The following is a 13,383-nucleotide window of genomic DNA, read 5'->3' as shown; positions in this document are numbered from 1 at the left end:
CACCTGCGGCGATGCCCGACGGGCCCTCTCTGAGTCAGGGGGCTCACTCGTTGGTTTCACAAAGAGCAAATGCCACGACCTCGAATTGGGCCCCGACAAACCAAGTGTCTTCCGGGTAGACTTCGGGGTCGGTCACCGAGTGATTTGCCCAAATTGCATATCCCGAAGCCGCCCCTGCGTTAATGGCGTCCTGGTTGGCCGCAGAGTATCCTCCGCCGATCAGGTGCGTGCCCGCCGGGCAGGTTGCATAGGACATGTGCCCGGGTTTCCCTTGAACCGTCGTCGAAGTCGAAGCGTCAGCTCCGGGAGCGGCTGCCAAACCTAAGGCAGTGAGCAGCAGGGTGCCTACTGCAAGGGCTCCGGCACGCGAACGCGCTGAACTCAGAGTCATGGCCTCGGTCCTTCCGATGAGAACTTCACCCTCCTGATCCAGCGTAGGCATACTCGCCACCCTTTGCAGTGTGGGCCGAATTGCAGCGGAACTTCCGGGGACTGCGCGGTGTGACTGTTTATATCGATAAGGCCAGGCGTGCTTTGCGAATGAGATCGGTGGGCGGCCGGCGTGCCGTAGGGAAGGTCCGGCCGAGGCGGACTGCGCCACCACTTCCGCGACCCGAGCGCAAAAGGCCGTCGGCCGTGCCCCTCCCGGAGTGGGAAGAGCACGGCCGACGGCCCACACACGGCCCAGGAGAACGGAAACCCGCTCTGACCTGGGGCGATATCACACGTCGAAGTACAGCTCGAACTCGTGCGGGTGCGGGCGCAGCTGCAGCGGGGCGATCTCGTTCGCGCGCTTGTAGTCGATCCACGTCTCGATCAGGTCGGACGTGAAGACGTCGCCGGCGAGCAGGAACTCGTGGTCCGACTCGAGGCGGTCCAGGACGGCCGGGAGGGAGGTCGGGACCTGGGCGACGCCCGCGTGCTCCTCGGGGGCCAGCTCGTAGAGGTCCTTGTCGATCGGCTCGGCCGGCTCGATCTTGTTCTTGATGCCGTCCAGGCCCGCGAGCAGCAGGGCGGAGAACGCCAGGTACGGGTTGCCGGAGGAGTCGGGCGCGCGGAACTCGACGCGCTTGGCCTTCGGGTTGGAGCCCGTGATCGGGATACGCATGGCCGCGGAGCGGTTGCGCTGCGAGTAGACCAGGTTCACCGGCGCCTCGAAGCCCGGGACCAGACGGTGGTAGGAGTTCACCGTCGGGTTGGTGAAGGCCAGCAGCGACGGGGCGTGCTTGAGGATGCCGCCGATGTAGTAGCGGGCCATGTCCGACAGGCCCGCGTACCCGGCCTCGTCGTAGAACAGCGGGGAGCCGCCGGACCACAGAGACTGGTGGACGTGCATGCCCGAGCCGTTGTCGCCGAAGATCGGCTTCGGCATGAAGGTCGCGGTCTTGCCGTTGCGCCAGGCCACGTTCTTCACGATGTACTTGAAGAGCTGGAGGTCGTCGGCCGCGGCGAGCAGCGTGTTGAACTTGTAGTTGATCTCCGCCTGGCCGGCGGTGCCCACCTCGTGGTGCTGGCGCTCGACCTGGAGGCCGGACGCGGCCAGCTCCAGGGAGATCTCCGCACGCAGGTCGGCGAAGTGGTCGACCGGCGGGGTCGGGAAGTAGCCGCCCTTGTAGCGGACCTTGTAACCGCGGTTGTTCTCGACGGCACCGGTGTTCCAGGCGCCGGCCTCGGAGTCGATGTGGTAGAAGGACTCGTTCGCGGAGGTCTGGAAGCGCACGCTGTCGAACACGTAGAACTCGGCCTCGGGGCCGAAGTACGCGGTGTCGGCGATACCGGTCGACGCCAGGTACGCCTCGGCCTTCTTCGCCACGTTGCGCGGGTCACGGGAGTACTGCTCGCCCGTGATCGGGTCGTGGATGAAGAAGTTGATGTTGAGCGTCTTGTCCCGGCGGAACGGGTCGACACGGGCCGTCGACAGGTCGGCGCGCAGGGCCATGTCGGACTCGTGGATGGCCTGGAAACCGCGGATCGACGAACCGTCGAACGCGAGCTCCTCGTCCGGGTCGAACGCCTCGACGGGCAGCGTGAAGTGCTGCATGACGCCCGGCAGGTCGCAGAATCGGACGTCGACGAACTTGACGTCCTTGTCCGCGATGAACTTCTTGGCCTCGTCGGCGTTCTGGAACATCCAGCTCCTCCTACTCCCGACCGTCGAGCCGGGGTGGTAGTTCGTTCGTGCGGCCAGTGCGGTGGCACACGCTGTCGTCGACCCTAGGGACGGGTGATTTCTCGGGCGTGACCCATTTGTTTCGCACAAGTTAACCGGCCCATCGTCCACCGTAGCCCGGACACACCAGGTCGCCACCCCCGCCCGTCACCGGTCATATGGGTGCGCAGTACCGTGGACGGGTGGACAACAGGCAAGCACTCGGATCATGGCTCTCCGGACCCCGTTCGGCCATGGAAGAAGCCGGTGCCGACTTCGGATACCGGGGCGAGCAGCTCGGTCTGCCGGAGGAGGGACCGGGCTCGATCGCCCGCCCGGGCCGCCGGCTCGGCGCCCTGGCCGTGGACTGGGGCCTCAGCGTTCTGATCGCATACAGCTTGATCACGGACGGCTACCGGCCCGCCACCAGCAACTGGGCCCTGCTCGTCTTCCTCGTGCTGGGCGTCCTGACGGTCGGCACGGTCGGCTCCACCCCGGGCAAGCGCCTCTTCGGCCTGCGCGTGGTCTCCGCCGAGACCGGCACCGTCAACCCGCTGCGCTCCGTGCTGCGCACGGTCCTGCTCTGCCTGGCCCTCCCGGCCCTGATCTGGGACCGCGACGGCCGAGGCCTGCACGACCGGCTCGCCCGCACGGTGGAAGTACGGATCTGAGAACGAAGCACACACGAAGCCGAAGCACACACGAAGACGACGATGGGGCGCCCGGAGTGATCCGGGCGCCCCATCGCTGTAAGGCCGTAAGGCCATAAGGCCGTATGAGATCAGCGGGACTTCGGGCTGCCGCCCTTCGGCAGGCGCATGCCCTTCGGCATCGGCCCCTTGGGCAGCGGCATGTTGCTCATCAGGTCGCCCATGGCGCGCAGCCGGTCGTTGGTGGCCGTCACCTGGGGGCCGGCCAGCACCCGCGGGAACTTCAGCATGGTGGTGCGCAGCTTCTTCAGCGGGACCTGGCCCTCGCCCGTGCCGACGATCACGTCATGCACCGGGACGTCCGCGACGATGCGGTTCATCTTCTTCTTCTCGGCGGCCAGCAGGGACTTCACCCGGTTCGGGTTGCCCTCGGCGACCAGAACGATGCCGGCCTTGCCGACGGCCCGGTGCACCACGTCCTGGCTGCGGTTCATCGCCACGGCGGGGGTGGTCGTCCACCCGCGGCCGATGTTGTCGAGGACGGCCGCGGCCGCGCCGGGCTGGCCCTCCATCTGACCGAAGGCGGCCCGCTCGGCCCGGCGTCCGAACACGATCGCCGTCGCGAGGAAGGCGAGCAGGAAGCCCAGGATGCCCAGGTAGACCGGGTGATCGATCAGGAAACCGATCGCGAGAAAGACGCCGAAGGTGAGGAGAAAGACACCCGCGAGCACGAGGCCGATCGTCTTGTCGGCCTTGCGGGTCATCTTGTACGTCAGGGCGATCTGCTTCAGTCGCCCGGGGTTAGCGGCGTCCGCCGCGCTGTCACTTCTCGCCATGCCACGAAGTCTACGTGGCCTCGGAAGCGCCTTCGACGGCAGGAGGGGAGGTGCGGGAACGCGTACGGGGTGCGGAGGGGCGGGTGGGTCAGGAACGGGCGGAGGTGACCTCTTCGAGGACGCGCTGCGCCTCGACACGGTCCTTGGCGCGACGGCGGTCCTCCAGCACGGAGGTCCAGGCGTTGCGACGGGCGGTGCGCTGGCCGCTGCTCATGAGCAGCGACTCGACGGCACGCAGTGCGTCGGTGAAGGTCGGGATCGCGGTGGCGCGAACGGGCGCGGCCTGCATGGTGAACGTCCCCCTCGTAGGGCTTCGGCATGGGTCTACGTGGTGTGATACGAGCGTTACTGATTGGTGTTACCAGTGCGTGACCGACCGGTCAAACGCGAATGAAGCCTTGGCGCGGGGGGCCGAAACGCTGACGCGGCCCTGACGGACGTCCTCATCTGCGAGGACGGTCAGGGCCGCGTCTTTTCGGTCACTACTGGCGAGTAGTAACTTGTGCGCGAATTCACACACTCGGCTTGCGGCCGTACGGCGCAAGGCGGGTGACGTTGTGTCAGACGGCCTGGGTGGCGATGAACGAACCGCGCTTCTCGACGGCCATCTGATACAGGCGTCCGGCGCGGTAGGAGGACCGTACCAGCGGACCCGACATCACGCCGGAGAAGCCGATCTGCTCGGCCTCCTCCTTGAGTTCGACGAACTCGTGCGGCTTGACCCAGCGCTCCACGGGGTGGTGGCGCACGGAGGGCCGCAGGTACTGCGTGATGGTGACCAGCTCACAGCCCGCCTCGTGCAGCTGCCGAAGCGCCTCGCTGACCTCCTCACGCGTCTCGCCCATGCCGAGGATCAGGTTCGACTTGGTGACCAGACCGTAGTCGCGGGCGGCCGTGATGACGTCCAGCGAACGCTCGTAACGGAAGCCGGGCCGGATCCGCTTGAAGATCCGCGGGACGGTCTCGACGTTGTGCGCGAAGACCTCGGGCCGCGAGGAGAAGACCTCCGCGAGCTGCTCCGGGACGGCGTTGAAGTCGGGAGCCAGCAGCTCCACCTTCGTGCGCCCCGCCTCCCGCTCGGCGGTCTGGAGGTGGATCTGCCGGACGGTCTCGGCGTACAGCCACGCCCCGCCGTCCGCCAGGTCGTCCCGCGCCACGCCGGTGATGGTGGCGTAGTTCAGGTCCATCGTGACGACGGACTCGCCGACCCGGCGCGGCTCGTCGCGGTCCAGCGCCTCGGGCTTGCCGGTGTCGATCTGGCAGAAGTCGCAGCGCCGGGTGCACTGGTCGCCGCCGATGAGGAAGGTCGCCTCACGGTCCTCCCAGCACTCGTAGATGTTGGGACAGCCGGCTTCCTGGCAGACGGTGTGCAGTCCCTCGCTCTTCACGAGCTTCTGCATCGCGGTGTACTCGGGACCCATTTTCGCCCGGGTCTTGATCCACTCGGGCTTGCGCTCGATGGGGGTCTGGGCGTTGCGGACCTCCAGGCGCAGCATCTTGCGTCCGTCGGGGGCGACTGCGGACACGACCGGCTCCCTAGCGATTGATTCTTCGGCGTCCTTAAGGGTACGCCCGTCGATTTGAAACCCGGCGCGGGTGCCTGCCTGCGCCGGGCAGGCTGCTCAGGCCGGTGTCTTCTCGATCGCCCGCGGCTGGAGCTCCGCGTTCTCGAGGACGTCCGTCAGGTGCCGTTCCACCACGGGCAGCACCTCGGCGATGGTCATGTCCCGGCCCAGCTCGCCCGCCAGCGAGGCGACGCCCGCGTCCCGGATCCCGCACGGGATGATCCGGTCGAACCACTTGTTGTCCGGGTTCACGTTGAGCGCGAAGCCGTGCATCGTGACGCCCTTGGCGACCCGGATGCCGATCGCCGCGATCTTCCGGTCCTCACGTCGCTGACCGGCGTTGGACGGCGCGTACTGCGGACCGTTCAGCCGCGGGTCGAACTCCTCGTCGGTGAGCCGGGGGTCGAAGTCCAGCGCCAGGCCGCCGAGCGACGGGCGTCGCTCCACCGGATCGCCGAGCACCCACACCCCGCTGCGGCCCTCGACCCGGGAGGTCTCCAGGCCGAATTCCGCGCAGGTGCGGATCAGGGCGTCCTCCAGCCGTCGCACATGGGCGACGACGTCCACCGGGCGCGGCAGCTTGAGGATCGGGTAGCCCACCAGCTGGCCGGGGCCGTGCCAGGTGATCTTGCCACCGCGGTCCACGTCCACGACCGGGGTGCCGTCCAGGGGGCGCTCGTCGTCGGCCGTGCGCCGGCCCGCCGTGTAGACCGGCGGGTGTTCCAGGAGCAGCACGGTGTCCGGGGCCTCTTCGGCGAACCGGGCCGCGTGCACACGGCGTTGCTCGTCCCACGCCTCCTGGTACTCGACGGCGTCCTCGCCGAACCCCATCCGGACGAACCGCAGCTCGCTCACGGCAAGCGCCTCCCTGGAAAGTCGTCAGGCGCGTCGAACGCCCAAGCCACTGTACGTCCGCGCGTTCCGCGTCAGCCGCACGGCCAATCCTCACACGATCGGATGAATGAACGTGGAGATGTGCGACCGAGTGGCTACGCTCCGCTACATTCGCGCCGTTCACGAGGCCAAAAGGGCTGCTCACACCCACCAGGGCACTTCAACCGGGCACGTCAGACGCCCGGAAGGCAGGAGACCGCACCGCAGATGACGGAACGACCCGCGCAGCGCAATCCCAACCGCCAGCTCGCCGCGCTCATCGCAGAAGCGGGCTTCTCCAACGCGGGACTGGCCCGTCGCGTCGATCAGCTCGGCCTCGAGCACGGGCTGGATCTCAGATACGACAAGACGTCCGTCACCCGGTGGCTGCGCGGGCAGCAGCCCCGGGGCACCACCCCCGCCCTGATCGCCGAGGTCTTCACCCGACGCCTGGGCCGTCGCCTCACCGCCCAGGACCTCGGCCTGGACGCCTGCGCCCCCGTCTACGCGGGCCTGGAGTTCGCCGGCACCCCCGAGGAGGCCATCGACATCGTCGGCGGGCTCTGGCGCAAGGACTCCGGCAGCCACGCCGAGCTCCGCAAGATCGCCTTCACCCCGGCCGGGCTCGTCGTGCCGAGCCGCGACTGGCTGATCGGACGGGCCGACGAGAAGGTCGCCCGCAGCGAACCGCCCGCCCGGGTGCCCGTCCAGGCCCGCCCGGCCGCCAGGCCCGCCGTACCCCAGCAGCCGTCGTCGCCCCAGCCCGCGACGGCGCCCGCCCAGGTGACGCCGGGGCTCGCGGCCGTGCCCCGGCAGCGCGGCCAGGGCAGCGAGCGCGGCCCCGGCCAGCGGGTCACCGGCGGCGACATCTCCGCGCTGCGCTCGGTCGGCGAGCTCTTCCGCACCCTCGACGACCGGTACGGCGGCGGCCATGCCCGCCAGGCCCTCGTGCGCTATCTGGAGCACGAGTGCGAGCCGATGCTGCGCGGCGCCTACGGCGAACAGACCGGCCGCCGCCTCTTCGGCGCGGCCGCCGATCTGACCCGCCTCGCCGGCTGGACGTCCTTCGACATCGCCGCGCACGGCCTGGCCCAGCGCTACTTCGTCCAGGCCCTGCGCCTCTCCCAGGCGGCCGCGGACCGGGCGTACGGCTCTTTCGTCCTCGTCACCATGAGCCGCCAGGCCGTCTATCTCGGCCACGGCCGCGAGGCGGTGCAGCTCGCGCGGGTGGCCCAGCAGGGCGTCGGCACGGGCGCCCCGCCCGTCGTGCAGGCGCTGCTGCACTCGGCGGAGGCGCGCGGGCACGGGGTGCTCGGCGAGGTGCGGGCCTCCACCGCCGCGCTCGTCCGGGCCGAACGCGCGCTGGAGGCCGCCAAGGCCGGTGACGAGGTCCCGCACTGGGCGCGCTTCTTCGACGAGGCGCAGCTCGCCGACGAGTTCGGGCACTGCCACCGCGACCTCCAGCAGTTCCGCGCGGCCGCCCAGCACGCGGAACGCTCCCTGCAGCTGCGCCCCGCCGCGCACGCCCGCAGCCGCCTGTTCTGCCGCGTCGTCCTCGCCTCGGCCCGCCTCGGCCTCGGCGAGCTCGACCAGGCCTGCCAGCTCGCCGCCGAGGCGGCGGGCCAGGCGGCGGAGATGCGGTCGGTCCGGGCCCTGGAGTACGTCAGGGACTTCGAACGCAGGCTGGAGCCGTACCGCGACGCGGCCCCGGCCCGCACGTACCGCGACAAGGTCGCAGCCCTGGGCTGACCGTGGCCCCCTGGGGGCTGCCGCCCCCAGACCCCCGCTGTCGGCCCTGAAGGGGCCTCGTCCTCAAACGCCGGACGGGCTGAAATACCTGGCCGTCGCCTTTTGACTTACCGAGACGGGCGGTGGGTGGGCATAGGCCCGGGGGTCTGGGGGCAGAGCCCCCAGCGGGTGGGTCACGCGGCTGCCTGCTGCTGACGGGCCGTCGGCAACGGCTCGGCCGAGTTCAGCGAACCCGCGGCGCGCAGGTCGGAGACGATCGCCGCGGCAGCGCGACGCGCCGAGTGCAGAGCGCCTTGCACCGTGCTCGTGTCCCGGTGGTCGCCGCACACGTACAGGCCCGCCAGCAACCGCACCGGGCGCCGCAGATCATGCGGCGCCCGCATCGCGGGCACGGCCTCGGCGGTGTGATGCACGGCCAGCGTCTCCCACCGCGCGGTCGATGTGCCGTACAGCCGGGACAGATGCATCCGCACGGCCGTGTCCACGCCTGGCGGCGGGGTGCCCAGCACCGTGGACGAGATCAGCGCGCGGCCCGCGGGCGCCCGGCTCGGATCGACCTCGCTGACCACCGCCGTGTGCGCGACCGGCCCTCCCCGGTCGGCGTCCAGCAGCAGCGAGGCGCCGGTCTGCGGCGGCTCGTCCGTCGTGTGGTGGACGACCGTCACCGGGTGGAAGTCGGGCACCCGCAGCCCGGGCAGCAGCTCCGCCGCGGTGCGCGCGTCGGTGGCCACCAGGACGGCACGGCAGCGGAACTCGCCGTGCCCCGCGGTGGTCACCGAGGTCGTGGAGACCGAGGTGACCCGCACCCCGGTGTGCACGGTGCCCGGCGGCAGCGTTCGCGCGAGCAGCTCGGGCAGCACCTCCGCCCCGCCCTCCGGCAACGACAGCCGGCCCGACGCGAAGGCGCGCAGCGCGAGGTCCGCGCACCGGCTGGACGTGGTGAGGTCCGGGTCGCAGAGCAGCGCGGCGAGCAGCGGTCGCAGGAACCCGTCGACCGTGCGGGCCGGCAGACCGCGGGCCGCGAGGGCCTCGGCGGCCGGCAACTCCGGGCGCCGCAGCAGCCGTTCGGCCGGGGTGGTCGCGAGCCGGGTGAGCGCGGCGCCCAGCCGGGCCTGGTCCACGGCGGTGCCCAGCGGCGCGCCCGCCCGGACCCGGGGCGGGGCCGTCGGACGGCCCGGTACGGGCAGGGAGCCGCCGGCGCGCGGCCTGGGCAGCCCGCCAGGCCGGGGAGTGCTCGCCAGAGCGCGTACGGCGTGCAGTGCGCCCCTTGCGCTCCCCGCGCCCGCCTGCGCGCCCGCGCGGTGATGTCGTCCGTCGCTGTGCAGCAGGACCCCCGGCGCGAACGGACGCATGACGAACGCGTCCAGCCCCGGTGTCAGGGCCAGTTCGGGATACGCCGTGGACAGCAGCTGTCCGATGCGGTCGAGCCGGAACCCGTCGATCTTCTCCGTCGCCATGCGGCCGCCGACGTAAGGGGCGGCCTCCAGGACGGCGGTCGTTACTCCTGCGCTGGTCAGCCGGTGCGCGGCGGAGAGTCCGGCGACTCCGGCTCCCACCACGACGACGTCTGCCTGGTACGCGGGCTCTAGCACGTGCCCCTCCTCGAGGTTGCGCGGCCGGTGGAGACGTCATGCCCCCAACGGCCGTCCCGGATGCCCGAGTTCGGATCGAGGGTAGGGCCGTGATCGGTCAGGAACAGTCGCGCATGAACAGGGCACGGTCGCACGGCGGTCGCATACGGTCACGCGGAGGATCAGGCTGCCCGGATCGCATCCTCGATCCCGGGAAACGCGAAGGTGAACCCGGACTCCAGCAGCCGCTTCGGCACCACCCGCGCACTGCCCAGCACATCCCCGGCCATCTCGCCGAGCACCGCCCGCAGCACCGGCGCCGGCACGGCGAACAGCGTCGGCCGGTGCAGCACCCGTCCCATGGCCGCGGTGATCTCACGGTTCGTCAGCGGCTCGGGCGCGGTCAGGTTGAACGCCCCCGACAGGTCGTCGCGGTCGAGGAGAAACCGGATCGCCGCCACCTCGTCGTGCAGCGAGACATACGACCAGTACTGCCGGCCGTCGCCCATCCGCCCCCCGAGTCCGGCCTTGAACAGCGGGAACAGCTTGCCCCAGGCCCCGCCGCCGCGCGCCACGACCAGCCCGGTCCGGGTGAAGACCGTCCGCACGCCCGCGTCCTGGGCCGGCGCCGCCGCCTGCTCCCACTCCACGCACAGCTCCGGCAGGAAACCGCTCCCGGCGGGCGCGCTCTCGTCCACGACCCGCTCGCCCGTCTCGCCGTACCGGCCGATCGCGCTGCCGTTCACGAACACCCGCGGCCGTTCGTCGAGCGAGGCGACGGCCTTCGCCAGCGCGGTCGTGCCGTGCACCCGACTGTCGTGGATCCGCCGCTTGTACGCGTCGCTCCAGCGCCGGTCGCCGACCCCTGCCCCCGCCAGATTGACCACGGCGCCGCACCCGGCCAGCCCGGCCGTGTCCACCTGCCCCTTCTCGGGGTCCCAGCGCACCTCGTCCGCGCTCCGGGGCGGGTGCCGCACCAGGCGGACCACCGTGTGTCCGTCGGCCGTCAGAGACCGCACCAGGGCGCTGCCGATCAGGCCGGACGCGCCGGCCACCGCGATTCGCGTACGTTCCATGCGGTCATCCTGCCCGTCGTCCGGATAAAACCCCGGTCAGACGGTCGCGTCCGCGCCATAGGGTGACGGCCATGCCCGAGCCATCCACGCTACGCATACGCACCGCGCTGCCCGCCGACGGCGAGGCGCTCGCCCTCGTCGACCGGCTGACCTGGTCGTACCTGCACGCGGTCATGCCGCGGCCACAGCCGCCCTACGCCCCCTTCTTCGACGAACGCCACGCCCCCGAGGACCACTTGGTCGCCGAGGCCGAGACCGACGCCGGGAGCGGCACCGAGACCGACGCCGGGAGCGGCGCCCGGGTCGTGGGCTACATCCGCCTCGGCTTCCCCACCCCGCTCGCCTGCAATGCGCACGTCCGGCAGATCCAGGGCCTCGCCGTGGCCGAGGAGGCGCGCGGCCGGGGCGTGGGGCGCGCGCTGGTCCGCGCGGCCGTCGCGGAGGCCCGCCGCCGCGGCGCCCGCCGCCTCACCCTGCGCGTCCTCGGCCACAACACCCCCGCCCGGGCGCTCTACGAGGCGGAGGGCTTCACCGTGGAGGGGATCCTCCCGGAGGAGTTCCTGCTGGGCGGCGAGTACGTGGACGACGTCTTCATGGGCCGGCCGCTGTAGCTCTCCGGAGGTACTCCGCAGGGCTCACGCGGTTCACGAGCTGACCAGGTCTCCCGTGTCCACGGCCTGCGTCGCCTTCGCCGCCCGCTCGGCGTCGCCGGCCACCTCGGCCGCCGTCAGCACGTACCCCGTCTCGTCGTCGGAGGTGGAGCGGGCGAAGACCACGCCGTAGACCCGGCCGTCGGTGGTGAGCAGCGGGCCGCCGGAGTTGCCGGGGCGCACGGTGGAGCGGATCGAGTAGATCTCGCGGGTGACGATCTCGTCGTTGTAGATGTTGCGGCCGGTCGCCTTCACCCGGTTGGCGACCGTGGCCGCCTGGAGGTTCAGGTCGCCGTCCTGCGGATACCCGGCGACGACCGCGGAGTCCCCGCGCGAGGCCTCGTCGTCGAAGCTCAGGACCGGCGCCTTCAGCTCCGGCACGTACAGCACGGCCACGTCCTTTTCGGGGTCGAAGAGCACCACGCGCGCGTCGTACGACTCGCCCACCCCGCCGATCCGGACGGTCGGGTCGTCGATGCCCGCCACCACGTGCGCGTTCGTCATCACATGCTCGCTCGCGTACACGAATCCGCTGCCCTCACGGCCCTGGTCGCCCGAGACGCCCTCGATCTTCACCGTGCTCAGCTTGGCCGCGCTGGTCGCGCTGGCCGTGACGCTGTCGCCGGTGGGCTTGGCGACCTCCGCCGTGGACTCGCTCTCGAAGGGGTTGAAGACCTGCGGGAAGCCCGCCTGGGTCAGCGCCGACGTGGCCCGTGAGAACCAGGTGGGCGTGGTGTCCGGCATCGCGTCCTGCACGGCCCCCAGCAGCCGGGAGTCCCGTATCGACGAGGTGACCACCGGCGACGAGGACGCGCCCAGCACGCTCGCCGCCACCCACGCCACGATCAGCACCGCCACCGCGTTCGCCGCCGCCCCGCCGATGCCGTCCGCCACCCTGAGCGGCCCGCGGTCCAGCTCCCTGCGCAGCCGCAGCGCCAGCCGCCCCGCCAGCTCGTGCCCGATCACCGCCGGCGCCAGGACCGTGAGGATGGCGGTCACGGTGGCCGCCGTGGTCCCCGGCGTCACCAGATCCATCAGCCAGGGCAGGACCCACACACCGATCACCGCGCCGCCCACGAACCCGGCCAGCGAGACACAGCCGGCCACCAGCCCACGCCGGTAGCCGGAACCGGCGTAGGCCAGGATCACCAGCGCCAGCAGGATGTCGAGCAGGTCCACACGGCCCCCTTTCTCTCAGATCCCCTAGTACGTGCGGGAAGGGCCCAGTGATCAGCTACCCATCGATCACGCGCGCGAGTGCGGCCAGAACCGGCCACGCACGCGCGTACCTCGAAAAACGCCATGGACCGGGAGGATGGTTCCACCAGGTGGCACACCACACATCGCGGGCGGAGCAGAACCGGCCGAGAGTGGGTGCATGTGCGCCCTCCGAGCGGCCTCCCGCGGTCCGCGGGGAACGCGAGGCCGGCTTCCGGCGCGGACGCCGGGCCCGCTCCTCGTGCTGCTGGGCTGTCTGCCGGGGCTGGCCGCCGTCGCCTCCCTGGGGCTGTGCGCGAACGGTGTCGAGGACGCCGTCACGGCCGCTCCCGCCCCGCGCGCGATCGCCCGTCCCGCCGTCGCGCACCAGGCGGCCCGGCCGCCCGTCGTGCCCCGCACCGCCTGGCTGGACGCGCGCGCCCGGCGCGAGCAGCCGCCCCCGCGCTACGACGACAAGGTCGTCGCCGTCTTCGTCCACCACACCGACTCGCCCAACGGCTACGCCTGCGCCGACGCGCCCCGCATCATCCGCGACCTGTACACGGGCCAGACCGGCGCCCGGGACTGGGACGACATCGGCTACAACTTCCTCGTCGACCGCTGCGGCACGATCTACGAGGGCCGCGCGGGCGGTGTCGGCCGCCCGGTCACCGGCGCCCACACCCAGGGCTTCAACCACCGCACCACCGGCGTCGCCGCACTCGGCACGTTCACCCACGGGGTCCCGGTGCCGCAGCCGGTGGTCGACGCCATCGCCGCCCTGACCGCCTGGAAACTCGGCCTGTCCGACATCGACCCGCGCACCACCGTCCGGCTCGTCTCCAGCAACGGCCGCAGCCGGTACGCCTCCGGCACCGCCGCCACCCTCCCCGTCCTGGCCGGCCACCGGGACGGCTTCATGACCAGTTGCCCCGGCGCCGCGCTCACCGCGCGCCTCCCCGAGATCCGGGAGACCGCCGCCCGTCTCCAGGGCAGAACGGCCGCCCAGGCACTCACAGGAACGCCTTAGGCAGCGTTCAGAGTTCTCCCATTCCCGCGTCCTACGG

The 13,383-nt window shown here is 71.4% G+C and carries 13 protein-coding genes; 4 read left to right on the top strand and 9 right to left on the bottom strand.

Annotated elements, in window-relative coordinates; genetic code table 11:
- Window positions 1-43 precede the first annotated feature (43 nt).
- Window positions 44-256, bottom strand: coding sequence for a hypothetical protein (locus ACWD4O_RS07140; RefSeq protein ID WP_451278210.1), 213 nt, complete (start codon window positions 254-256; stop codon window positions 44-46).
- Between the two features lie 465 nt (window positions 257-721).
- Window positions 722-2,131, bottom strand: coding sequence for a type I glutamate--ammonia ligase (gene glnA, locus ACWD4O_RS07135; RefSeq protein ID WP_451045818.1), 1,410 nt, complete (start codon window positions 2,129-2,131; stop codon window positions 722-724).
- 221 nt (window positions 2,132-2,352) lie between these two features.
- Here glnA and ACWD4O_RS07130 point away from each other — a divergent pair, with 221 nt between their 5' ends.
- Entirely contained in the window at window positions 2,353-2,820 is a 468-nt protein-coding gene (locus ACWD4O_RS07130; protein ID WP_351914864.1) for an RDD family protein, read from the top strand.
- A gap of 110 nt (window positions 2,821-2,930) precedes the next feature.
- Here ACWD4O_RS07130 and ACWD4O_RS07125 read toward each other — a convergent pair whose 3' ends face one another.
- The 4 genes from ACWD4O_RS07125 to lipB form a co-directional block, all read right to left on the bottom strand.
- Window positions 2,931-3,635, bottom strand: a complete 705-nt coding sequence (locus tag ACWD4O_RS07125; RefSeq protein WP_351914866.1) for a DUF4191 domain-containing protein — start codon at window positions 3,633-3,635, stop codon at window positions 2,931-2,933.
- 88 nt (window positions 3,636-3,723) lie between these two features.
- Complete coding sequence (locus ACWD4O_RS07120) at window positions 3,724-3,924, bottom strand: SCO2195 family GlnR-regulated protein (protein WP_351914868.1); 201 nt, start codon at window positions 3,922-3,924, stop codon at window positions 3,724-3,726.
- A gap of 271 nt (window positions 3,925-4,195) precedes the next feature.
- Complete coding sequence (gene lipA / locus ACWD4O_RS07115) at window positions 4,196-5,161, bottom strand: lipoyl synthase (protein ID WP_451278207.1); 966 nt, start codon at window positions 5,159-5,161, stop codon at window positions 4,196-4,198.
- Window positions 5,162-5,257: 96 nt separating this feature from the next.
- On the bottom strand, window positions 5,258-6,055 hold the full coding sequence (gene lipB, locus ACWD4O_RS07110; RefSeq protein ID WP_451278205.1) for a lipoyl(octanoyl) transferase LipB: 798 nt from the start codon (window positions 6,053-6,055) through the stop codon (window positions 5,258-5,260).
- Window positions 6,056-6,301: 246 nt separating this feature from the next.
- Here lipB and ACWD4O_RS07105 point away from each other — a divergent pair, with 246 nt between their 5' ends.
- Window positions 6,302-7,822 carry a regulator gene (locus tag ACWD4O_RS07105; RefSeq protein WP_451278203.1) on the top strand — a complete coding sequence of 507 codons (1,521 nt, stop codon included), beginning with the start codon at window positions 6,302-6,304 and terminating at the stop codon, window positions 7,820-7,822.
- A gap of 173 nt (window positions 7,823-7,995) precedes the next feature.
- Here the strand turns inward: ACWD4O_RS07105 and ACWD4O_RS07100 are convergent, their stop codons facing one another.
- Entirely contained in the window at window positions 7,996-9,414 is a 1,419-nt protein-coding gene (locus ACWD4O_RS07100; protein WP_451278201.1) for an NAD(P)/FAD-dependent oxidoreductase, read from the bottom strand.
- Between the two features lie 161 nt (window positions 9,415-9,575).
- Window positions 9,576-10,469 carry a TIGR01777 family oxidoreductase gene (locus ACWD4O_RS07095; protein WP_451278199.1) on the bottom strand — a complete coding sequence of 298 codons (894 nt, stop codon included), beginning with the start codon at window positions 10,467-10,469 and terminating at the stop codon, window positions 9,576-9,578.
- Window positions 10,470-10,540: 71 nt separating this feature from the next.
- On the opposite strand from ACWD4O_RS07095, the gene ACWD4O_RS07090 reads away from it, so the two are divergent.
- Entirely contained in the window at window positions 10,541-11,080 is a 540-nt protein-coding gene (locus tag ACWD4O_RS07090) for an N-acetyltransferase family protein (protein WP_451278197.1), read from the top strand.
- A 33-nt stretch (window positions 11,081-11,113) separates the two neighbouring features.
- Here the strand turns inward: ACWD4O_RS07090 and ACWD4O_RS07085 are convergent, their stop codons facing one another.
- A complete protein-coding gene (locus ACWD4O_RS07085) occupies window positions 11,114-12,298 on the bottom strand; it encodes a MarP family serine protease (protein ID WP_451278195.1) in 1,185 nt (394 codons plus the stop codon).
- A gap of 199 nt (window positions 12,299-12,497) precedes the next feature.
- On the opposite strand from ACWD4O_RS07085, the gene ACWD4O_RS07080 reads away from it, so the two are divergent.
- On the top strand, window positions 12,498-13,346 hold the full coding sequence (locus ACWD4O_RS07080; protein ID WP_451278193.1) for a peptidoglycan recognition protein family protein: 849 nt from the start codon (window positions 12,498-12,500) through the stop codon (window positions 13,344-13,346).
- Window positions 13,347-13,383 lie beyond the last annotated feature (37 nt).

The organism is Streptomyces sp. NPDC002623, assembly GCF_053592635.1.
This window is presented reverse-complemented; position numbering and strand designations above follow the sequence as displayed.

Excerpts from the sequence above, each read along its gene's own strand:
- ACWD4O_RS07140 (WP_451278210.1), bottom strand. The coding sequence starts at position 256 with ATGTCCTATGCAACCTGCCCGGCGGGCACGCACCTGATCGGCGGAGGA.
- ACWD4O_RS07105 (WP_451278203.1), top strand. The coding sequence starts at position 6,302 with ATGACGGAACGACCCGCGCAGCGCAATCCCAACCGCCAGCTCGCCGCG.
- ACWD4O_RS07080 (WP_451278193.1), top strand. The coding sequence starts at position 12,498 with ATGTGCGCCCTCCGAGCGGCCTCCCGCGGTCCGCGGGGAACGCGAGGC.
- ACWD4O_RS07095 (WP_451278199.1), bottom strand. The coding sequence starts at position 10,469 with ATGGAACGTACGCGAATCGCGGTGGCCGGCGCGTCCGGCCTGATCGGC.
- glnA (WP_451045818.1), bottom strand. The coding sequence starts at position 2,131 with ATGTTCCAGAACGCCGACGAGGCCAAGAAGTTCATCGCGGACAAGGAC.
- ACWD4O_RS07120 (WP_351914868.1), bottom strand. The coding sequence starts at position 3,924 with ATGCAGGCCGCGCCCGTTCGCGCCACCGCGATCCCGACCTTCACCGAC.
- ACWD4O_RS07090 (WP_451278197.1), top strand. The coding sequence starts at position 10,541 with ATGCCCGAGCCATCCACGCTACGCATACGCACCGCGCTGCCCGCCGAC.
- ACWD4O_RS07125 (WP_351914866.1), bottom strand. The coding sequence starts at position 3,635 with ATGGCGAGAAGTGACAGCGCGGCGGACGCCGCTAACCCCGGGCGACTG.